Raw genomic sequence first — 23,683 nt, 5'->3', positions numbered from 1 at the left:
AACCCTTTATAGTGTAACGAGAAAAATATTTAAGAAAATAGAAGGTTACCATGCAAGGACGTTCGTTAATCGCAGCAATATTAATTGTTTTAGGCGCATTGTCGAGTGTTGTTGTATGGCAATATGGTAATTTTAAAGTTGCTGATGTTGGTCGCCTAGGCTTTATAAAGCAAGATAATCAGTATTTAGTTATTCAATATGAACAGCAGTTATTTTGGTTGAATCCGCAAGGCATTGTAGAAAAACAACTCGATTTTTCTACTCATTATTTTTCGGCGAAAGGGGATTTTGATTTTTTTAATAACGGTGATTTATTGTTTTATCACCAAGCTAATGCAACATCCTTTATTGATTCTATTAAGGCTTATTTTCGAATTACCCACCAAGCTGAACCCGCTAAAAATATCCAACCAACTGAAAATAGTGCTAAGGAGTTTAATAAAAATACCATTATAGATAAAAGTGTTACGCATAAAACAGGCTGGTATCGATGTAAGATGCCGAAGTTTTCTTGTCAGCCTTTTGCACAACACTTACCAGACTTTCCAAGAGCTTTTCATTTGTTAATAAAACAAACGGATAATACGGTTTTTATTTCCAGTACAGCTGAGCATAAGCTATTAAAGCTTGATCAACATGGAGAATTACAGGCGAGTTCTTCAACAAAGTCGTTTAAATTTCCTAATCAATTAAAACTTGTCAACAATAAGCTGTGGCTGGCTGACACCAATAACCACCGTTTAGTACAAATATCACAAACGACAAATAATTTTGCCCATGAAGAAGTAAAGTTTACGGCGAGTGTTAATGAAAAAAATCAGTTTCCTTTTCTTTTCGCCGTAGAAAACCAGAGTGTTTGGGTGAATGTTGCCAACGCTCAAATGTCACGTGGTGTTATTCAACAATTTGATTTAACAGGTAAAAAGCTTAATAAACTTTTACCAAAGTATGTGCAAGATCCCATGTCGCTAGTATTTTGGCAAGATACAATTTGGTTGGCAGATTTTTCAGCCTTGATGATTGAACAATTTGATAACAGTGGTAATAGCTTAGGATTATTTGAGCCGAAGGTATTACAAGCAATCAATACTTCACGAAATGAAGTCATTGAACAAGGAAAAGCTATTGCACTTGCAGGCAAAGTTGCTTTTATCGTGGTACTTTTGTTGGGTATTGTCGCTGCGTGGCTTTTAGAAAAGCGACAAACTATCGCAGCCTTTACCGGTGGTGCAAAGGGAAGTAAACAAAGTATTGAGTATCATATAGAGCAAAGTAAGATGGCGGTAAATGCCGAAACGATTGAACGTATGTCACAACGTGTTAAAGCAAGCACTCCTTTTTGGCTAACTAACAGAGCAGTTAAATATAAAGCGACTGTTTATATTGTATTAGCTGCTTTAGCTTTATTACCTTGCTTAATTATATTGCAGTCAAATAATATCGATGGAAAAGATACTTCACAGTTGTATTGGTTTTATGGCGTTTTTCTAGCAGCTTGGTTTGTCTTTGTATTATGTTTCTTGAACCTTTTCTTAAAGATTCAACGAGTCGCTCTGGGTGTGCTTGGTGAAGTTATTATATTAAAAAATGGAGATCAGGAAGTAAGCTTGGCGTTAAAAGACTTGAGGTTTAGTAATGAGCATTTAATTTCGTCTACATTGTCCATTCCAATAGGTAGTGCGAAACAACGTTATTTTGATCAAAAAGAACTTAACCAATATGTACTCGCTCAACTTGAAGAAAGTAATAAATTAACGCCTATGCAAACTTTTAAAACACTTTGGCAACAAAAATCACCTATTTTTATATTTAACGTGGTGATGGTGGTGGTTATGCTCATTATTTTTACAATAATGAGCCTGATTAAATAACCTGAGCTCGGCTTAATAAAGAATTCGCTAGCAGCTATTTTTACAGACTGCTTCAATAGATTTACTTTATTAAAATACTACTCTGCAATAAGTTGAGTTAATGCATAAGTAGATTCTTCATTACCTAGTTTACTTTTAAGGTAAGGCAGTATTTCTTCAAGTTGAGCCGCTAGTTGCCATGGAGGGTTAACAACAAATAACCCAGTACCTGTCATGCCATATTCTTCACTATCTGCCTTTTGGCAATATTCAACTTGTAAAACGTTTTTTACTTCGCTTTGCGTGAAAGTTTGCTGCATTTGTTCTACCCAATGTCTTTGGACAACAGGGTACCAAAGTATATAAGTGCCTGTAGCAAACTTTTTGTAGGCTTTAATGATGGTATTTACCGCTTTTGGGTAATCTTCTTTTAATTCATAAGGCGGATCTATTAACACTACGCCACGTCTTGTGGGAGGTGGAACTAGTCCTAATACACCTTGGTAACCATCTGATTGTTTGATAAATGATTTTTTCCATCGATAGCAAAAATTATTTAATAACTCATTATCAGTTGGGTGTAACTCAAACAAATGACTCGCATCTTGTCGACGAACAAATTCTTTGGCAATACCCGGTGAACCTGGATAAATATTTAGTTCATCATCATGATTCAATTGCTTAATTAAATTAAGGTAAGTCATAAGCGATTCAGGCGCATTGATATCCTTGATGATTTTACCAATGCCATCTTTATATTCGCCGGTTTTTTGTGAAAATTTATCTTCAAGTTGATACATACCAGCCCCAGAGTGGCTGTCGATATAACTAAAGCCTTTTTCTTTTCGAGTCATGTAATCAAGCACAAGTGTCAACACACTGTGTTTAAGAACATCAGCAAAATTGCCGGCGTGAAACCCATGGCGATAACTTAACAAGGTGATTCCTTAGCTTTTTAGGGCGATAAAAGAAGAGGGTGTTTAATTCACCCTCTTAATGTTGCAACGGTTAAAGCTGCATATGACTTAACTATCTGTGCCTATGTGTATACTTAGGCTTGGCTAGCAAGGTACTCATCGTAAGTACCAGCAAAATCAGTATAACCATCGGCGGTTATTTCGATAATACGAGTCGCAAGTGATGAGACAAACTCACGGTCATGACTAACGAATAATAAAGTCCCTTCATAACCTTCTAATGCCATATTTAATGATTCGATAGACTCCATATCCATGTGGTTGGTTGGTTCATCCATCACTAAAATATTTGGTTTTTGCATCATTAGCTTACCAAATAACATACGGCCTTTTTCTCCACCAGATAAAATTTTAACGGACTTGTTAATATCATCAGCAGAGAATAACAAACGACCTAAATAGCCACGAACGGCTTGCTCATCATCCGTTGGTTGACGCCATTGACTCATCCACTCAAATAAGGTCATGTCGTTTTCAAATTCATATTCATGATCTTGCGCGTAATAACCTATGTTTACGTTTTCAGACCAATTAAATTCACCAGAAGTTGCTTCATAGCCCACTTCATTCATTAACGTTCGTAAAAAGGTTGTTTTACCAATACCGTTTTCACCGATAATCGCGATACGTTCACCTACTTCAATTAACGCTGAAATGTCTTTTAAGATATGAGCATCGTCAAATTGCTTATTCAATTTTTCAATAACTAAGGCATTACGGAAAAGCTTTTTCTCTTGTTCAAATCGAATGAAAGGGTTAGTACGACTTGAAACTTTCACTTCTTCTAATTGAATTTTATCAATTTGTTTAGCACGTGAAGTAGCTTGTTTCGCTTTTGACGCATTAGCAGAGAATCGTGCAACAAAGGCTTGTAATTCGCCAATTTGCGCTTTTTTCTTGGCATTGTCTGCTAATAAACGGGCACGAGCTTGTGTTGCTGCTAGCATATATTCATCGTAGTTACCTGGATAGACACGTAATTCGCCGTAATCTAAATCTGCCATGTGGGTACAAACACTGTTTAAAAAGTGTCTATCATGAGAAATAATGATCATGGTTGAATCACGCTCATTTAAGGTTTCTTCTAACCATTGAATAGTGTGAATATCCAAGTTGTTGGTTGGCTCATCAAGTAATAAAATATCAGGATCAGAGAATAACGCTTGAGCCAATAGAATACGCAGCTTAAAACCTGGTGCTATTTCGCTCATTAAACCAAAATGTTGTTCAACAGGAATACCAACACCAATTAGCAATTCACCAGCACGGCTTTCAGCAGAGTAGCCATCCATTTCAGCATATTCTGATTCTAAATCGCCTACTTTCATGCCGTCTTCTTCACTCATTTCAGGCAAAGCATAAATACGGTCACGTTCTTCTTTAACAGCCCAAAGCTCAGTATGTCCCATGATTACCGTGTCAATAACACTGTATTCTTCAAAAGCAAATTGGTCTTGGCGTAATTTACCTAAACGTTCACCGGTATCTAAGCTTACGTTTCCTGATGTTTGTTCTAAGTCACCACCAAGGATTTTCATAAAGGTTGATTTACCACAACCGTTAGCACCAATTAAGCCGTAGCGGTTACCACCACCAAACTTTTGTGAGATATTTTCAAATAGCGGTTTAGCACCGAATTGTTGCGTGATATTGTTACAAGCAAGGATAGGAAATTCCTTAATGATATTTTCATGTCAAATTTAATGGCGCGTATTATACATGGACATGGTTTAACATTAAAACAATTTACTCTCGTTAAACTAACTGGTAATCACATTATTAACTGTTAAAATGCTCACTTTATTTATTACCGAACTAACACAAACTCGATTAGTTGGGTATCTCTGCTTCCTTGTATCCTGAATTTTGATCTATGTCTGAATTGAAAACTGATAACCTTGATGTACAACCATTGTTTGATTTGCTTTGTGAAGCAAAGCAATGTGATGTGCCGCGTCTGAAGAAAAAGTTAATTGATATTAAAAAGAAATTAACGTTAATAAACCAACAAAAACAAAGTAACAGTCATCAAGATAAGCAAAACGAAGTGGTTAAGCTTCAAAAAAGCTTAACAAGAATTCATCAAGACATCATAAAGTCCTCTAACGATAAAGCGAGCAAGCTGGCGAGTTTACCTAACATTAGTTTTCCTGATGGTTTACCTATTTCTGATAGTGCTGAGCGTATAGGTCAAGCTATTGTCGATAACCAAGTAGTCATTATTGCCGGTGAAACAGGCTCAGGTAAAACAACACAAATTCCTAAAATTTGTTTAGCACTTGGTCGAGGTGTTAATGGCTTAATTGGTCATACCCAGCCAAGACGAATTGCAGCACGCACAGTGGCAAACAGAATCGCAGAAGAGCTTGGTACTAAATTGGGCGATCAAGTGGGTTATAAAGTACGCTTTAATGACCAAGTAAGTGAACGTAGTTACATTAAATTAATGACTGACGGTATTTTACTTGCTGAAATGCAAAAAGACCGGTTATTACGTCAATACGACACCATTATCATTGATGAAGCCCATGAACGTAGTTTGAATATAGATTTTATCTTAGGCTATTTAAAGCAGATACTTTTTAAACGACCTGATCTTAAAGTCATTATTACCTCGGCAACCATTGATCCGGAGCGATTCGCTAAACATTTTGCATCAAAAACAGGTGTCGAAGCCCCAATTATTGAAGTATCTGGTAGAACATATCCCGTAGAAATTAGATATCGTCCTTTAAATGACGATAGTCAAGAAGACGAAACGTTATCAAGCTCTAACGAGGGAAATGATATTGTCTCAGGTATTATCAATGCTGTTGATGAACTTAGCCATGAAAGCCATGGTGATATATTAATCTTTTTAAATGGCGAACGAGAAATACGTGATACTGCGGCTGCATTATCAAAAGCAAATTTACAGCATACTCAAATACTACCTTTATATGCACGATTAACAATCGCCGAGCAAAACCGTATTTTTAAACCTCATAGTGGTCGTAATATAGTATTGGCTACCAACGTGGCTGAAACCAGTTTGACTGTACCGGGTATTAAATACGTTATTGACCCAGGCACGGCAAGAATCTCTCGATATAGTTATCGTACTAAAGTTCAGCGCTTACCCATTGAAGCGATTTCTCAGGCCAGTGCCAATCAAAGAGCGGGGCGTTGTGGTCGTGTTTCGGAAGGTATATGTATTCGTTTATATAGCGAAGAAGATTTTATCAACCGTGATGAGTTTACCGACCCTGAAATACTCAGAACCAATCTAGCAACCGTTATTTTACAAATGCTAGCATTAGATTTAGGGGATATTAGTCAGTTTCCTTTTGTCGAGCCACCAGATAGTCGTAATATCAATGATGGCGTTAGGTTATTAGAAGAGCTTGCAGCAATTAAACCTAGTGCTGGCAATAAGAAACATACTAACCAGTCGCATACGCAGCTGACCAAGTCTGGGCGCTTATTATCTAAATTCCCAATCGATCCGCGATTAGCTAAAATGGTTTTATCTGCGATTGATTTTGGTTGTTTAGAGCAGGTACTGATCATAGTAAGCGCTTTAAGTATACAAGATCCACGAGAAAGGCCTCATGAAAAGCAACAAGCGAGTGATGAAAAACATAGTCGCTTTAAAGATAAACAATCGGACTTTATCAGCTTGCTTAACTTGTGGTGCTATGTCACAGAGCAACAAGGTGAGCTTTCGCAAAACCAATTTCGTAAGTTGTGTCAAAAAGAATATCTTTCCTACGTAAGAATTCGAGAGTGGCAAGATATTTTCAGTCAATTAAAGCTGACATTAAAAGAGCAGAAAATCGCGCTTTCAACGGTGGATTATCATTTTAAAGTGATTGAAAATCCTCACCAAAAGGATAAAAAACATTCGGCTGACCAGAACAGTGATAAATCATTAACGACAGTTCACCAAGCCTTATTGTCTGGCTTATTAAGCCATCTTGGTCAACAAGATGAAAACAGAGAGTTTAAAGGTGCTCGTGGCAGTAAGTTTTTTGTTTTTCCGGGTTCAGCTTTAGCGAAAAAACCGCCTAAATGGTTAATGTCTGCTGAGTTGGTTGAAACAAGTCGATTATTTGCAAGGATGAACGCTAAAATTGACCCGTTATGGATAGAGCCATTAGCTAAGCATTTAATTAAAAAAAGCTATAGCGAGCCTCATTGGGAGAAAAAGCAAGGTGCGGTAATGGCGTTTGAGCAAGTCACTTTATATGGCTTGGTTATTGTCGGTAAACGTAAAGTTAACTTCAACCAAATTGAACCTGATACTTGTCGGCAGTTGTTTATTCAAGAAGCACTTGTGCATGGCGATAGCTTTATTAAAGAAGAGTTTTTAAAACACAACCAAGCACTCGTCGCAAGTATTGAAAAATTAGAGCAAAAAGCACGACGTAAAGACTTTTTAATAGACGATCAACAACTGATAGATTTCTATTTAGATAAAACACCAGATTCAGTGATTTGTCAGCGTAGTTTCTTGGCATGGTGGAAAAAAGAAAAACAACAAAATCCTAAGTTATTAAACTTTACTAAAGCATTTTTGTTAAATGAAACATCAACAGAGTTATCTAAAAAGGAATATCCCGATACTTGGCAGCAGCAAGGGTTAACTTTGCCGCTAAAATATCACTTTAGTCCGGGAGATCTTGATGATGGTATTAGTGTTGTCATTCCAATTGCCCTATTAAATCAAGTTCAAATTGAAAATTTTGATTGGTTAATTCCTGCATTACGCTTTGATTTAGCGGTATCTCTGATTAAAGCACTCCCTAAAACATTAAGACGTAACTTTGTGCCTGCACCAAATTATGCCCAAGCCTGCTTAGATAATATGTTGGAATTTGAAGGCAACTTTAAAGACAGTTTGGCTAAGCAACTATTACGAATGACGGGAGTTAAGCTGCCTGACGATGCGTGGGATAACATCGTTTTACCCGTACACTTGACCATGAATTTTCAGATAGTGAATGAACAGGGCAAAGTACTCAATCAAGGAAGAGATTTGCACGAGCTAAAAGTTCAGCTGCAAGGCAAAGTTAAAGCATCGATTAAAAAGGTAGCTGAAAAAGGTATTGAAAAGACAGGTATCACTCAATGGGACTTTAATAGTTTACCTAAAGGGTACGAGAAAAAAGTGGCCAATATTTCAATAAAAGCGTTTCCTGCGTTAGTTGATAACAAAACCAGTGTAGCTATAGAGCTGTTTGAGCAAGAAGAGCATGCAGAGCAAGCTATGCTTGCGGGCATTACGCGATTAATACTGTTAAATATTCCTTCACCGATTAAATATTTACAGCAAAAGCTACCTAATAAAGCCAAACTCGGTTTGTATTTTAATCCGTTTGGTTCGATTAATGAATTATTAGAAGATTGTATTCAAGCCGCTTGTAACCATTTAGTGAAAGTATTCATGTCAGCGCAGGACAACAAGCTATCACTACCTAGAACCGAGCAAGACTTTAAACAATGCAGTGACTTTGTCAGAGCTGAAATAGCAGATGCCGTATTAGCGGCGGCTATAAAAGTAGAGCAGGCACTGAGTTTACGTCATGATATTGGCAAAAAGTTAAAAGGCAACGTATCGCTGAATGTCATTCAATCTCATGGTGATATAAAGCACCAAAGTGAGCAATTAATTTTTAAAGGCTTTGTTAATAAAAACGGTATAGCGAAACTTGATGATATTATTCGTTACTTAAAAGGAATATTAAGGCGTTTAGAAAAACTGCCTATCGACCCAAATCAAGACCGATTAAAGTTGATTGAAGTGAGCAAAGTTCAAGAGGCGTATGACGCTTTGATTGCAAAGCAACGTAAAGATAAGCCGTTAGATATTGCATTACTTGAAACGCGTTGGATGATAGAAGAATTGCGTATCTCGTTATTTGCACAAAACTTAGGGACAGCAGCGCCAATTTCGGTAAAACGTATACTTAATCATTTAAAAACCATTGCTATTTAATTTGTGAATATCAGGATTTTACTTAAGTTTATTGACAGCATGATTATGGCTCAGTATAACTGTTCAAAGTTGTTTTACATTCCCAAGGAGTGATAATGAATAGTTTTGACGATAAACGTAATTTTTATCGAATGATGTTGAACACTGAAGTCGTATTGACCATACTCGATGATGAAGTTAATTCACAAGTATCAGCAACTTGTAGAGACTTAAGTGCAACAGGAATGGCTGTGGAAATGGAACATCCACTAGAGATTTCTACTCATGTTAGAGTAAAAGTTGATTCGGCAAGTAGTCAAGTACAAGCCTTAGATGTGAGCGGTAAAGTTGTTCGCATTGAAGAAGAAAGCAAAGATTGTTATCTCATTGGTATAACCATTGAAGAAATTGACTAAAGTCATCTCTTAATAAAATTTACCAAAGTAATGTTCTGCATTAGAACTTAGACTACTCACCTTAATATCTTTAATTCGTTTTAGTTTATTTGTTATAAACCATTATGAATTAAAGATGCTATTTCTATTCAATGATCAATATCAATAATATTATTGAATTTGCTAAATAACCTTTACGTTTACAAATTGATAGCCCAGAATACATTATTTATTTTTCACAACTTTAATACAGTATTAATACAAGTTATTGATTTTGTTAGTTGTATTAAAGTTTTAATTTGATATTGGTACATGCATTATGTCTAACGATATGAGTTTAAAAGGAATTAAATCTGTTCTATTCGTCTGTATGGGCAATATTTGTCGATCGCCAACGGCAGAAGCCGTCTTTCGCCAAAAAGCAAAAGAGCAGGGGTTATCACTAGAAATTGACTCTGCCGGCACTTTAGGTGCTCATGCGAAGGAGAGGCCTGACCATCGTTCGTTGAAAGCGGGTGAAGCGCGTGGTTTCTCTTTTGATGGTATAAGGGCACGTAAGTTGACGGTTGCAGACTTTGAAAAGTTTGACTTGATCCTCGCGATGGACGAAGACAATTTATCTAATATGAATTCTATTGCGCCCAAAGCACTCCAATACAAAAACCATTTGTTTTTAGACTTTGCAACAGAACTTGAAGAGCAGCAAGTGCCAGATCCATATTATGGTGGTGCCAGAGGTTTTGATTATGTTCTTGATTTAGTTGAAGCGGCAAGTGACGGTTTAATTGCACAGATAAAGTAATATATCCAAGGGCATTTTATTGAGTTATTTATTGATATATTTGCAGAAATGCAAAAGGCGATGTTTTATACATCGCCTTTTTATTGCTTAAAATTTATTACGTCAGCTTATCGGCGTTGTTTTACTGCATCAGCCAGTAAGCTAAAGATATCTTCAGTCACATTTAAGTCAACACAGGCATCTGTGATACTTTGACCATAGACTAAAGGTTCACCGGCTTTCACGGCTTGATTACCCGCTGTTAAAAAGCTTTCAATCATTACACCAAAAATACTTTGCTCACCATTTTTAACTTGCTCTGCAAGAGATTTAGCGACATCAATTTGCTTATTATGATCTTTGTAGCTGTTGCCATGACTACAATCAATCATAATGCTTTGTGGTAAGTTTGATTGACTAAGTTGGCTTGCTGTTGAACTGATATCTTCAGCATGATAATTAGGCTCTTTACCACCTCGTAAAATAACGTGAGCATATGGGTTACCATGCGTTTGGTAAATACACATTTGACCACTTTTATCAGGTGAATATAAAACGTGAGGTACACTAGAGGCTTTAATCGCATCGATAGCTATTTTAACATTGCCGTCAGTACCATTTTTAAAGCCGACTGGGCATGAAAGTGCAGAAGCTAATTCTCGATGAACTTGGCTCTCAGTGGTTCTCGCCCCAATGGCTCCCCAACTAATAAGGTCAGAAATATATTGACCGGTAACCATATCCAAGAACTCAGTACCTGCTGGCAAGCCTAAATCATTAATATCTACCAGTAAGTTACGAGCAAGCTTTAAGCCTTTTGCTACATGAAAAGATTTGTCTAAATCAGGGTCGCTGATCAAGCCTTTCCAACCAACGGTAGTGCGAGGTTTTTCAAAATAAACACGCATAACAATTAGTAATTCATGTTTATACTTTTCGCGTAATACTTTGAGCTTTTTAGCGTAATCAATAGCTGCTTCGGTATCGTGTATTGAACAAGGACCTACAATAACCAGTAAACGCTTGTCAGTGCCATTAATGACGGCTTCAATTTCACGTCGGCTTTCTATGATAAAGTCTGCTGTTTTTTCTGTTAAAGGTATTTGCTCTGAAAGTTCAGCGGGTGAAGCTAAATTCTCAATGAGGCTAGTACGTAATTCATCTGTTTTAATAGTCATGAAATTCTTATGTTTGTCGTTGTGCAATTTTCTTTGAGAAAGAATGTATACAAGAGAACATCAAAGTCAGCACAAAATATAATATCGCGCTAACATAGCTAAATTCACAACTAATGTGAACTGTTTTACTGAGAAATAATCACATTAGTTGATATGAGTTAGTTCAATTTAGTATTTATATCTTTGCAGACCCGTAGCAGCCAATATTTTTGCCGTAATTTCTTCAACAGAAAACTTAGTAGTATTGAGATAAGGCAGCTTCTCTTTTTTATAAAGCTTTTCTACTTCACGTACTTCCATTCTACACTGACGAGCTGAGGCGTACTTGCTATTGGCCATGCGTCCATCGCGAATATCCATTAATCTGTCGGCATCTATCGTTAAACCAAATATTTTCTTTTTATGTGGTTTTAAAAAGTCAGGTATTTTTAATTCTTCCATATCATCATCAGTAAACGGGTAGTTTGCTGCTTTGATACCATATTGCAGAGCGAGATATAAAGAACTTGGTGTTTTTCCAGAACGTGAGACACCAACAAGAATAACATCAGCATGCTCATAGTTACTGACATTGGAGCCATCATCATTGGCTAATGCGTAATTAACCGCTTCAATTCTATAGTCATAACTATTTTCATGAATACTATGCGTTCTATGGGCCTTTGGTTTTGCTTCAAGCTTCAACTCTTTTTCAAGGGGAGAGACAAAGTGCTCTAGAAAGTTGTAGATTACCCCATCGCAGTTATCAATAATCTCTCGAATATCGTTATTTACAAAGGTATGAAAAACTAAAGGCGGCTGCCCTGAACGTTTATAGGCTTTATTAATTGCTTCTTTTGCTTCGTTGGCTTTTTCAATGGTTTCAACAAAAGAAATCGTATGATGTTCAAATTCGGTTGGAAATAGAGATAATAATGCATGGCCAAACACTTCTGAAGTGATCGCAGTGCCATCAGAGATATAAAAAGCGGAGCGCATTTGGAAGTCCTTATGAAAACTTTTAACTAGTTATACTAAATTGTGATTCTTTTTAGATATAGGGCAGTGTAGAATGATAGGCGTTGAATATAAAGAGGTATTTTTTGAGAAATTTTCACTTTTAAAACTATTATTAATACATTGTTTTAAATGAAAATCCTAATTTAACTGTTTTAATCCTTTTGGAGATGAGTTGTGCAAGAAAACGTACTTTGGTATGAACACCTAGGAATGAATGATGTAGAGCGTGTAGGCGGTAAGAACGCTTCACTTGGCGAAATGATCTCAAATTTAGCTAATGTTGGTGTACAAGTACCCGGCGGCTTTGCTACTACGGCTTTTGCTTTTAATGAATTCCTTGAGCAAAGTGGCATTAATGAAAAAATTTATCAGTTACTTGATACATTAGATGTTGACGATGTTAATGCGTTAGCTGAAAGTGGTGCAACCATTAGACAATGGATAATCGATACACCATTTCTACCTGAAATGCAGCGTGATATTGAACAAGCATATGAAAAGTTAGCAGCAGGCTTTGCTGATGATGCTTCATTTGCCGTACGCTCATCTGCAACAGCAGAAGATATGCCTGATGCTTCATTTGCTGGTCAGCAAGAAACCTTTTTAAATGTACGTGGTTTAGATGCCGTTATGGTTGCTATTAAGCACGTATTTGCCTCTCTGTTTAATGATAGAGCTATTTCATATCGCGTACACCAAGGCTATGATCATCGAGGCGTTGCTTTATCAGCTGGCATTCAACGCATGGTAAGAAGTGATATTTCTTCATCAGGTGTTATGTTTTCAATCGACACTGAATCTGGCTTTGAAGATGTAGTCTTTATCACTTCAAGCTTTGGTTTAGGTGAAATGGTTGTACAAGGTGCGGTTAACCCAGATGAGTTTTATGTACATAAACCAACCTTAGCTAAGGGTAAACCATCGGTTGTGCGCAGAACTTTGGGTAGTAAAGCAATCAAAATGGTGTACTCACAAAGCCAAGAACACTCTAAACAAGTAGAAATTATTGATATTGATGAAGCTGACTCTAACCGTTTCTCATTAACAGATGATGAAGTTCAACAATTAGCACAACAAGCGGTAATTATTGAAAAACACTACGGCCGTCCAATGGATATTGAATGGGCAAAAGATGGCTTAGATAATAAGCTTTATATCGTACAGGCACGTCCTGAAACGGTAAAAAGTCGCGAGAATGCCAATATAATGGAGCAATTCCAATTACAAGCTAAAGCCAATGTGATTTGTGAAGGCCGTTCAATTGGTCATAAAATTGGTAGCGGTGAAGCAAAAGTCCTTTCTTCGCTTGAAGAGATGGATAAAATCTTACCAGGTGATGTATTAGTTACTGATATGACCGACCCTGATTGGGAACCAATCATGAAACGTGCTTCTGCTATTGTAACTAATCGTGGCGGTAGAACTTGTCATGCTGCCATAATTGCCCGTGAAATGGGGATACCAGCTGTGGTTGGTTGTGGTAATGCAACAAAGGTTATTTCTACTGGCGATGAAGTAACAGTTTCTTGTGCAGAAGGTGATACAGGGTTTATTTATCAAGGTAAATTAGATTACACAGTAACAACCTCTGAAATAGATGCTATGCCGGAGTTACCGTTAAAAATTATGATGAATGTGGGTAACCCTGATAGAGCATTTGCTTTTGCTCGCTTACCGCATGCGGGGATCGGTTTAGCCCGTCTTGAATTCATTATTAATAAAATGATTGGTGTGCATCCTAAGGCGTTAATTAACTTTGATGAACAATCGGCTGACTTACAAGATGAAATTAAGGATATTATTGCTGGTTACGCTGATCCTGTAGAATTTTACGTTGCCAAACTAACTGAAGGCATTTCAACCTTAGCAGCAGCATATGCACCTGAAAAAGTGATTGTGCGTATGTCTGATTTTAAATCAAATGAATACGCTAATTTAGTTGGTGGTGAAGAGTTTGAGCCTGAGGAAGAGAACCCGATGATAGGGTATCGCGGTGCTTCTCGTTATATTTCACAAGATTTCAGAGATTGCTTTGCTTTAGAATGTGAAGCCATTAAACGTGTTCGTAATGATATGGATTTAACTAACGTTGAGATCATGATCCCGTTTGTCCGTACCTTAGAAGAAGCTTCAGCAGTTATTGATATTTTAGCTGAGCATGGCTTAAAACGTGGTGAGAATGGTTTACGTATTATTATGATGTGTGAATTGCCATCGAATGCTTTATTAGCGGATCAATTCCTTGATTACTTTGATGGTTTCTCAATTGGCTCTAATGACTTAACTCAATTAACCTTAGGCTTAGATAGAGATTCTGGTTTAATTGCACATTTATTTGATGAACGTAATCCTGCGATTAAAGCATTATTGTCTATGGCAATTAAAGCCTGTAAAGCACGTGGTAAGTACGTAGGTATTTGTGGCCAAGGTCCTTCAGACCATGAAGACTTTGCAGCTTGGTTAGTTGAACAAGGAATAGATAGTGTCTCTTTAAATCCTGATACAGTGTTACCAACATGGTTATATTTGGCAGATCAAATGAAGAATAATTCATAACGCCAAATTTGATAACAGAAAATGATTAAAACGCCTTAATTTATTAAGGCGTTTTTTTTAGTTAATTTTTAACTTGTTATTAATAAAGAATGTTGAATAAATATTATGCAATCATGCCTTTATTCACAAAATAGTGTATACAATGCATAAATAGTCACCTTTAGAGTAAAAATTCAATTTTTACATGATATACTCGCGTTAATGTCCTGTTAAAAATTAAAAAAACTCCTGATTATGTTGCCTCATATAGATATAAGCGCTCACCTTTCACCAGTATATGAAGACTTTGTTCAAGCTATTAAGTTAAGCCAGTTTACTGGTGAAATAAATACTAGTTACAGTAGCCGGTTAGCGGTGGCAACAGACAATAGTATTTATCAGCAATTGCCACAATTAGTTCTTCATCCTCGTAGTCATCAAGATTTATCAATCATTGCTACCGTGGCGAGTAAAGAGAAATTTGTTGAAATTAAGTTTAGCGCTCGTGGCGGTGGAACAGGTACCAATGGGCAAAGTTTAACACCCGGCATCGTGGTTGATTTATCTAAATATATGAATCGTATATTGGAAATAAATGTCGAAGAGAATTGGGTTAAAGTTGAGGCGGGTGTAGTCAAAGATCAACTTAATGATTATTTAAGGCCCTATGGTTTTTTCTTTGCGCCTGATTTATCGACCAGTAACCGAGCAACGGTTGGTGGCATGATTAATACTGATGCATCAGGCCAAGGTTCCTTAGTGTATGGAAAAACCTCTGATCACGTTTTAGGGTTAAACTCTGTATTGGCGAATGGTGATACGTTAATCACTAACCCTATGACTTTAGCGCAAGCTCAATCGGTTGCTAAAGAACAAACTAGCCTTGGTAAAATCACAAAACAAGTTTTATCTTCTTGTTTAGATAAACGAGAGCAAATACTGGCTAAATTCCCTCGATTAAATAGGTTCTTAACGGGCTACGATCTCGAAAATGTTATTCAATCAAACAATGGTGAAATAATCGGAGTTGATCTTTCTCGATTAATTACTGGCTCGGAAGGCTCGCTTGCCTTTGTCAGTGAAGCAAAATTAAGCATTACTCCTATAAGAGCCGCTAAAACGTTAATCAATATAAAATATGATAGTTTTGATTCTGCTTTACGACATTCACCACACTTAGTGAAAGCTAAAGCAACCTCTGTTGAAACGATAGATAGCAAAGTGCTAAACCTTGCTAAGCAAGATATCGTTTGGCATTCAGTGAGTGATTTGATCAGTGATGTAACAGGTAAAATCATGGACGGTATTAATATCGTCGAATTTAATGGTGATAGTGTTGATGGTTTAGCAGAGCAGGTCGGTGTTTTAACTGCATCTTTAGATGAACTGATATCTCAAGAGGAGAATCTAGGGGTAATTGGGTATCAGGTAACCTCAGATTTAGCTAGCATTAATAAAATATATGCAATGCGTAAAAAAGCTGTTGGCTTGTTAGGTAACACTCAAGGCAGAGAAAAACCGTTAGCGTTTGCCGAAGATACCGCGGTTCCACCTGAAAATTTAGCTGACTTTATCGTAGAATTTAGAGCCTTACTTGATGAGCACGATTTACATTATGGTATGTTTGGTCATGTTGATGCTGGTGTATTGCATGTTAGGCCTGCACTTGATATGTGTGATGAAAATCAAGAAAAACTATTACGAACACTCTCTGATGAGGTGGTTAAATTAACGGCTAAGTACGGTGGTTTAATGTGGGGAGAGCACGGCAAAGGTTATCGAAGTGAATATGGGCCAGAATTTTTTGGTGAAGAACTCTTTGACGAATTAAGAAATATCAAAACTGCGTTCGACCCACTAAATAAGATGAACCCAGGTAAAATTTGTACGCCTATTGACTCTAACGAACAGTTAGTGAGCGTCGATGATGTCAAACGTGGCTTTTATGACAGACAAATTCCCGTAACGGTAAAAGACAGTTTCAATGCTGCATTAGACTGTAACGGTAATGGTTTATGTTTTAACTATGATAGTAATAGCCCAATGTGTCCATCGAGCAAGATTACTAAAGATCGTAGGCACTCACCTAAAGGTCGAGCTGGCTTGATGAGAGAATGGTTAAGGTTATTAGAGAAGCAGGGTGTTGATGTGCTATCGCTAGAGCAAGATATTAATCATTGGTCTGTTAAAAAATTGCTAAATACCTCACTAGAAAAGTTTAAAGTTAATCGTCTTGATAATAGTCAAGATTTTTCCCATGAAGTGATGGAAGCCATGCAAGGTTGTTTAGCCTGTAAAGCCTGTGCGAGTCAATGTCCAATTAAAGTTGATGTCCCTGACTTTAGATCTCGCTTTATCAATTTATACCATTCGCGTTACCCAAGACCACTTAAAGATCATTTAGTCGCTAATGTTGAGTTATTAACGCCTATTATGGCAAAACTACCTAAAGTCGTTAACGGTGTTTTATCATCAAAGGCATATGAAAAGTTATCTAATAAAGCGATTGGTTATGTTGATACCCCTTTATTATCAGTGCCAACACTTGCTCAACAAGTAAAAGAAAAAGGTTACTGTGGTTTTGATTTAGAAAAGTTACGCTTTTTAACGGCTATACAGCGTCAACAATATGTATTTATTGTTCAGGATCCTTTTACTTCATTTTACGATGCATCGAGTGTTGAATCGATGATGGCATTAATTAAAAAACTAGGCTTAGAGCCAATATTATTGCCTTTTAAACCTAATGGTAAAGCGCAGCATGTTAAAGGGTTTTTAGCCAAGTTCGCAAAAACGGCTAAATCTAGTAGTGACTTTCTCAATCAGTTGGCAATGTTATCTATACCTATGATCGGTTTAGATGCCTCTATGGTGCTTTGTTACCGAGACGAATATAAAAAATTACTTGCTGATAAGCGGGGTGATTTTCACGTACAACTTGCTCATGAGTGGTTGCTTGACTATATCGATGAACATAAAGCATCAAATGCTAAGGCAATGAAGGCAGAGTCAGAACATAAAGAAGGTTATAAATTATTTTCTCATTGTACTGAGAAAACCGCGTTAGCCAACAGTGAAAACGAATGGACAACTATATTCAATTTCTTTGGTTTACCATTAGAAAAAGTTGCAGTGGGTTGTTGTGGTATGGCTGGTACTTATGGTCATGAAGGCGCTAATTTAGACAATTCTAAAGGGCTTTTTGAATTGAGTTGGCAAAATAAGCTTGAAGAGCTTAGTTCAGAACAAGTACTTGCAACGGGCTTTTCTTGTCGAAGCCAAGTAAAAAGGTTCTCAGAGAAAAAGGCACGTCATCCTGTTGAAGCATTAGTTGCAGCGCTGTCATAGTTTGCTACATTGTCATAATGATTTAATAGAATTGATTAAATCGATTCACAGAAAGGATTATTTATGAATTTGAATAGGTTTTCATTCGTACTAAGTGCTGTTTCAATTTTTGCTTTACCTGCTGCACAAGGTTTAGAGTTGTACAACAATAATAAAAGTACCTTAGATATTGAAGGTAACCTGTCTATTTACTATTTAAGAAATAAAGACTTTGAAGAAGTGAATGATGGCTTTTCACGTTTTTATTTTGATTTTTCACATAAGATGAAAAATGAATGGCAAGCGTTCGCTAAATTAGAGTGGGGCGTACAGCTATCAAATACGGATGATAAGATAATTGTTAACCATAATGGCCTAACAAGTACAGGGCCTGCAACAGATAGCTTGTGGGTCAGACAAGGATTTGTTGGTTTCAAACATGATAATTACGGTCAATTGAGCCTAGGTAAACAATGGGGTGTTTCTTACGATGTTGGTGGCGTAACCGATTGGTTTGAAATTTTTGGCGCTGAAGCTTCTGGTACCTATAATTTTGGCACAGATGGTGGTTTTTCAGGCTCTGGTAGGGCTGAGCAAGCGATACAATACAGATATTATTACCAAAATTTTAGTTTTGCGGGACAATATTTAGCTTCTGAAGATGAGCTGCATACTTCAGGAGAGAATGGTGAAGAGCTATCAGCTATTCTTAATTTCAATAATTCGTTCGGTGTTTCTGTTATCTATCAAACACCTTTTGATATTGGTTTGGGCATAGCATATAACAAAGCGAAAATAAAATTGAGTGCTAATGGGCAAAGCACTAGTAAAGTGGATGACGAGCTTATTACTGCACATGTCACCTATAGGCCATATGGCAGTGATGGTTTACATGTTGCCTTTGTTTATACTGATATGAAAAATCATGATATCAATGATGTTGGTAAAATTATGAGTAAATCACGTGGTATTGAGTTGTTCTCAGCATACCGATTTGATAATGATATCTCACTCATACTGGGTTACAACTCATTAAAAGATAATTCAACGGGTGAGATTGGTTCAGATGGAACTTTTCATAAACAATATTATATTTTAAGTGCAAAATATCATTGGGATGAAGATTTTTACCTTTATATTGAAAGTAAAATTGATAACTCAACTCTTGCCGAAAATACTACTAGCTTGGCGGAAGATGCTACAGGTATAGGAATGATGTTTACTTTTTAATAACGAAACATAACAGAGATAATCATGTCAGAAGAAAGGCTTATTTTATTACTCAAAATCTCGATTTTTATTGGGTTATGTTTATTACTGTTAGGAATATACTTACATAATTTTAGCGAGTATATGGAATCCTTAGGGGTTACAGGTATTATCATTAGTGCACTATGTATTGCTCTTGGTCTTATTTTTTCCTTACCCACAAAAATGTATTTAACGTTTTTGTTAGTAAAAAGAGAATCTGAATCATCAGAGAGTGGCTCTCATTAACCTAACACGACACTAAATTATAATTTTTCTTGCTTAATTTCACATTCAAGCTAAAAAATCCTTGAATAGGCATGATTAACCCTACCTAAAAGCCTATTTTCGTGTAAAATCAAGCTCATTTTTTATTAATAAAATTAGTCTATTTAAGGTGTCTAATATTTTAGGCACTTAGCCCTGTTTTAGAGGAAACCATGAATTTAGACACCACAACTTTAGATGAGATAGTCTCACAAGCTGAATTAGCGATAAGTGAGGCATCAGATCCTGCTGCCCTTGATCAGGTACGCGTTAACTTTTTAGGTAAAAAAGGTTTGTTCACTGAGCAAATGAAAGGCTTAAGCAAGCTACCTAAAGAAGAAAAGCCTAAGATGGGTCAAGTAATCAACATTGCCAAGCAAAAAGTACAAAAGTTACTAACTGAACGCGGCGAGCTTTTAAGAAATGAAGAAATTAAACAAAAGTTAGCAGCTGAATCTATTGACGTTACTTTACCGGGGCGTGGCACGCAATTAGGTGGCTTACATCCAGTTAGCCGTACTATTGAAAGAATCGAAAGTTTCTTTGGTGATTTAGGTTTCTCAGTTAAAGCAGGTCCTGAAGTTGAAGATGACTATCATAACTTTGATGCGTTGAATATTCCTGAGCATCATCCAGCAAGACAAGATCATGATACGTTTTATTTCAATCCTAAGTTAGTATTACGTACTCAAACTTCTGGTGTACAAATTCGTACTATGGAAGTGGAAAAACCACCACTTAGAATTATTTCTCCGGGTAAAGTTTACCGAAACGATTATGACCAAACTCATACGCCAATGTTTCATCAAGTTGAAGGGTTAATGGTTGATAAAGACGTTAGCTTTACCCATTTAAAAGGTGTGTTACATGACTTCTTGCATCACTTCTTTGAAGAAGAAGTTGAGATAAGATTCAGACCTTCATATTTCCCATTTACTGAACCTTCTGCAGAAGTCGATATCATGGGCAAAAATGGTAAATGGTTAGAAGTGCTTGGGTGTGGCATGGTTCATCCAAATGTTTTACGAAGCGTAGGCATTGACCCTGAAATCTATACAGGCTTTGCTTTTGGTATGGGCGTTGAACGTCTAACAATGCTGCGATATGGCGTAAATGATTTACGTGCATTCTTTGAAAACGATCTTCGCTTCTTAAAACAGTTCAAGTAGGAAAGCCAAAAATGAAATTTAGTGAATCTTGGTTACGTGAGTGGGTAAACCCTGCTATTTCTTCAGATGATTTAGCTCATCAAATTACCATGGCAGGACTTGAGGTAGACGGTGTAGACCCAGTTGCAGGCCAATTTAATAACGTTATTGTTGGCGAAGTGGTTGAGTGTGGTCAACACCCTGATGCCGATAAATTACAAGTAACAAAAATCAGCTTAGGTGATTACAGCTCTGATACTGTAGTGCAAGGCGAGTTAGTTGATATTGTTTGTGGTGCAAAAAATTGTCGTTTAGGTTTAAAAGTAGCGGTTGCTACTGTTGGTGCCGTTTTACCTGGTGACTTTAAAATTAAAAAAGCTAAATTACGAGGTGTTCCTTCTCATGGCATGCTTTGTAGCGAATCTGAGTTAGGTTTAGCTGAAAGTAGCGATGGTATTCTTGAATTACCTAGTGATGCACCCATTGGTAGTTGTGTACGTGATTATTTAGACTTAAATGACGTAACAATTGATGTTGATTTAACGGCTAACCGTGGTGATTGTCTAGGTATTAAAGGTTTAGCGAGAGAGGTTGGCGTACTTAATTCATTGGCTTTTACTCAGCCTACTATTAATGCTGTCACACCAAGTATTGATGATACACGTGCTATTAATATTGAAGCGAATGAAGCTTGTCCTCGTTATTTAGGCCGAGTGATAAAGGGTATTAATGTTAATGCTCAAACACCATTATGGATGGTAGAAAAGTTACGCCGTTGTGGTACTCGTGCTATAGATCCTGTCGTTGATGTGACAAATTACGTGTTATTAGAGCTAGGTCACCCTATGCACGCTTTTGATTTAGCTAAAATCGAAGGTGATATTAAGGTTCGTTTTGCTAATAAAGATGAAAAATTGGTATTACTTGATGAAAATGAAGTAACGCTTAATGAAGAAACTTTACTGATTGCCGATGATGTTAAAGCCTTGGCAATGGCTGGTATTTTTGGTGGTTTACACTCAGGTGTTACTACTGAGTCTACTGATATTTTCTTAGAAAGTGCTTTCTTTGCACCATTAGCTATTTTAGGTAAAGCTCGTCAATACGGTTTACATACTGATGCATCTCATCGTTATGAGCGCGGTATTGATCCTGAATTACAGCGTGAAGCTATGGAGCGTGCTACTGAATTATTACTTGAGATCGTTGGTGGTGAAGCAGGACCAATTGTTGAAGCGAAATCAGAGCAAGAGTTACCACAATCTAAATCAGTTGAACTTCGTCGAGTAAAATTAGATGGCCGTATAGGTCATCATATTGAAGATGAAAAAGTAGATGAGATCCTTACACGATTAGGTTTTGAAGTAGCAAGTACAGGTGCTGATATTGATAAAGTTTGGCAAGTAGTTGTACCAGCATATCGCTTTGATATCAGTATTGAAGTTGACTTAATTGAAGAAGTGGCACGTATTTTTGGCTATAACAATATTCCTAATGTTGCGCCTACTGCAATGCTTAAAATGCGAGAGCAAAAAGAAGCATCACTTTCTATAAACAAGTTAAAACAAGCATTAGTGAATCGTGATTATCAAGAAGCAATCACTTATAGCTTTGTTGATCCAAATGTTCAGTCGTTATTACATCCACAGCAAGAGGTGATGACTTTACCGCATCCTATTTCATCAGAAATGTCAGTTATGCGCTTGAGTCTATGGACTGGTTTACTACAGTCGGTTGCTTATAACCAAAATCGTCAACAAGGCCGTGTACGCCTTTTTGAAACAGGTTTAAGGTTTGTTCCTGACGAGTCTGCGGAAAACGGTGTTCGCCAAGAAAATATGATCGCTGGTGTTATTAGCGGTCAGCGTGTTGACGAGCACTGGAGCATGGAAAAAGCTGCGACAGATTTTTTCGATATGAAAGGTGATGTTGAAGCGTTACTTTCATTAACCGCGAATGCCGATGCTTATGAATTTTCTAAAGCCGAAATCGATGCATTACATCCAGGTCAAACAGCTCAAATTACTCGTGCAGGGCATGTTGTAGGGTATGTTGGAAGCTTACATCCTGAATTAGAAAGGAAATTAGGCTTAAATGGCCGTACATTAGTTTTTGAGTTGTTATTATCTGAAGTATTAACTCAAAATATTCCTCAAGCGCGCGAAATTTCTCGCTTCCCAGCAAATAGACGTGACTTAGCTGTAGTAGTTAAAGAAGAAGTTGATGCAAAAAAAGTGTTACAACTTATTGAAAAGGTTGGCGGAAATTATTTAATTGATCTAAACTTGTTTGATGTATACCAAGGTAATGGCATTGAAGATGGTTATAAGAGTCTTGCTATTGCGTTGATACTACAAGATACAAGTAAAACACTTGAAGAAAAAGACATCTCTGATGTTATTGATCGAGTTGTTGATACATTGAAATTAGAGTTAAATGCATCACTGAGGGATTAAGCAATGGCGCTTACCAAAGCAGAAGTAGCAGAACATTTATTTGAAAAAGTTGGGCTGAGCAAGCGTGACGCAAAAGAAATGGTCGAAATATTTTTTGAAGAAATCCGTGAAACTTTAGAAAGTGGCGAACAAGTGAAACTTTCTGGTTTTGGTAATTTCGACCTGCGTCAAAAAAGCGAACGCCCAGGCCGTAACCCTAAAACAGGTGAAGATATTCCAATTTCTGCGCGTAAGGTTGTTACCTTTAGACCAGGTCAGAAATTGAAGAGCCGTGTAGAAGACGGAAATAGCTAAATAATAGCAATGAATAGCTTTGTTAAGTAGTTTTTGTTAAGTAGGGTTACCTTACTTAACAAATCGCTTGTTTCTATTTACTGCTTATAGTGACTATCTATTTATAGATGGTTATTTATTTTTTTGTCTCGTTAAATATTAAAAAAGCTGCAACACTGTTGCAGCTTTTTTGTTTCTTGTAATTGACCCGTCCTAAATAAGGTTGACACTTTTCCACGATTAAATTGGAGAGTGTTATGAAATCAATCACTAAACGAACTCAAAGAGATTAC

At 36.9% G+C, this 23,683-nt stretch carries 15 protein-coding genes; 11 read left to right on the top strand and 4 right to left on the bottom strand.

From position 1 onward, the window contains the following. The first annotated feature begins 50 nt into the window (after positions 1-50). A complete protein-coding gene (locus tag EPA86_RS11625) occupies positions 51-1,871 on the top strand; it encodes an NHL repeat-containing protein (RefSeq protein WP_140603790.1) in 1,821 nt (606 codons plus the stop codon). Between the two features lie 77 nt (positions 1,872-1,948). On the opposite strand, the gene EPA86_RS11620 is transcribed toward EPA86_RS11625, so the two are convergent. Together EPA86_RS11620 and EPA86_RS11615 are read right to left on the bottom strand one after the other, a co-directional pair. Beyond that, positions 1,949-2,788: a 23S rRNA (adenine(2030)-N(6))-methyltransferase RlmJ gene (locus tag EPA86_RS11620; RefSeq protein WP_140603788.1), complete on the bottom strand. Its 840-nt coding sequence runs from the start codon at positions 2,786-2,788 to the stop codon at positions 1,949-1,951. 113 nt (positions 2,789-2,901) lie between these two features. Continuing rightward, a complete protein-coding gene (locus tag EPA86_RS11615) occupies positions 2,902-4,494 on the bottom strand; it encodes an ABC-F family ATPase (RefSeq protein ID WP_140603786.1) in 1,593 nt (530 codons plus the stop codon). A gap of 206 nt (positions 4,495-4,700) precedes the next feature. Here EPA86_RS11615 and hrpA point away from each other — a divergent pair, with 206 nt between their 5' ends. The 3 genes from hrpA to EPA86_RS11600 all read left to right on the top strand — a co-directional run bounded on the left by hrpA (position 4,701) and on the right by EPA86_RS11600 (position 9,980). After that, on the top strand, positions 4,701-8,804 hold the full coding sequence (gene hrpA / locus EPA86_RS11610; RefSeq protein WP_140603784.1) for an ATP-dependent RNA helicase HrpA: 4,104 nt from the start codon (positions 4,701-4,703) through the stop codon (positions 8,802-8,804). 95 nt (positions 8,805-8,899) lie between these two features. Then, positions 8,900-9,199 (top strand): PilZ domain-containing protein, encoded by a 300-nt coding sequence (locus EPA86_RS11605; RefSeq protein WP_140603782.1) that lies wholly within the window; start codon positions 8,900-8,902, stop codon positions 9,197-9,199. A 298-nt stretch (positions 9,200-9,497) separates the two neighbouring features. Continuing rightward, positions 9,498-9,980, top strand: a complete 483-nt coding sequence (locus tag EPA86_RS11600; protein ID WP_246058377.1) for a low molecular weight protein-tyrosine-phosphatase — start codon at positions 9,498-9,500, stop codon at positions 9,978-9,980. 107 nt (positions 9,981-10,087) lie between these two features. Here the strand turns inward: EPA86_RS11600 and EPA86_RS11595 are convergent, their stop codons facing one another. Together EPA86_RS11595 and ppsR are read right to left on the bottom strand one after the other, a co-directional pair. After that, positions 10,088-11,137, bottom strand: a complete 1,050-nt coding sequence (locus EPA86_RS11595; RefSeq protein ID WP_140603780.1) for a 3-deoxy-7-phosphoheptulonate synthase — start codon at positions 11,135-11,137, stop codon at positions 10,088-10,090. Positions 11,138-11,305: 168 nt separating this feature from the next. Next, on the bottom strand, positions 11,306-12,115 hold the full coding sequence (gene ppsR, locus EPA86_RS11590; protein WP_140603778.1) for a posphoenolpyruvate synthetase regulatory kinase/phosphorylase PpsR: 810 nt from the start codon (positions 12,113-12,115) through the stop codon (positions 11,306-11,308). A 195-nt stretch (positions 12,116-12,310) separates the two neighbouring features. On the opposite strand from ppsR, the gene ppsA reads away from it, so the two are divergent. The 7 genes from ppsA to EPA86_RS11555 all read left to right on the top strand — a co-directional run bounded on the left by ppsA (position 12,311) and on the right by EPA86_RS11555 (position 23,411). After that, the gene (gene ppsA, locus EPA86_RS11585; protein ID WP_140603776.1) at positions 12,311-14,692 is read left to right on the top strand and encodes a phosphoenolpyruvate synthase; all 2,382 of its coding nucleotides are present in this window, start codon (positions 12,311-12,313) and stop codon (positions 14,690-14,692) included. Between the two features lie 234 nt (positions 14,693-14,926). Beyond that, the gene (gene ydiJ / locus EPA86_RS11580; protein ID WP_140603774.1) at positions 14,927-18,019 is read left to right on the top strand and encodes a D-2-hydroxyglutarate dehydrogenase YdiJ; all 3,093 of its coding nucleotides are present in this window, start codon (positions 14,927-14,929) and stop codon (positions 18,017-18,019) included. Between the two features lie 63 nt (positions 18,020-18,082). Beyond that, complete coding sequence (locus tag EPA86_RS11575) at positions 18,083-19,228, top strand: porin (protein ID WP_140603772.1); 1,146 nt, start codon at positions 18,083-18,085, stop codon at positions 19,226-19,228. Positions 19,229-19,252: 24 nt separating this feature from the next. Then, entirely contained in the window at positions 19,253-19,495 is a 243-nt protein-coding gene (locus tag EPA86_RS18380) for a hypothetical protein (RefSeq protein WP_140603770.1), read from the top strand. A 191-nt stretch (positions 19,496-19,686) separates the two neighbouring features. Beyond that, positions 19,687-20,682, top strand: a complete 996-nt coding sequence (gene pheS, locus EPA86_RS11565) for a phenylalanine--tRNA ligase subunit alpha (RefSeq protein WP_140603768.1) — start codon at positions 19,687-19,689, stop codon at positions 20,680-20,682. Positions 20,683-20,693: 11 nt separating this feature from the next. Next, positions 20,694-23,117, top strand: coding sequence for a phenylalanine--tRNA ligase subunit beta (pheT, locus tag EPA86_RS11560; RefSeq protein ID WP_140603766.1), 2,424 nt, complete (start codon positions 20,694-20,696; stop codon positions 23,115-23,117). Between the two features lie 3 nt (positions 23,118-23,120). Next, positions 23,121-23,411: an integration host factor subunit alpha gene (locus EPA86_RS11555; RefSeq protein ID WP_118958726.1), complete on the top strand. Its 291-nt coding sequence runs from the start codon at positions 23,121-23,123 to the stop codon at positions 23,409-23,411. Positions 23,412-23,683: the final 272 nt, after the last annotated feature.

The sequence above is a fragment of the Litorilituus lipolyticus genome (genome assembly GCF_006439335.1).
GTDB lineage: Bacteria > Pseudomonadota > Gammaproteobacteria > Enterobacterales > Alteromonadaceae > Colwellia > Colwellia lipolytica.
This window is presented reverse-complemented; position numbering and strand designations above follow the sequence as displayed.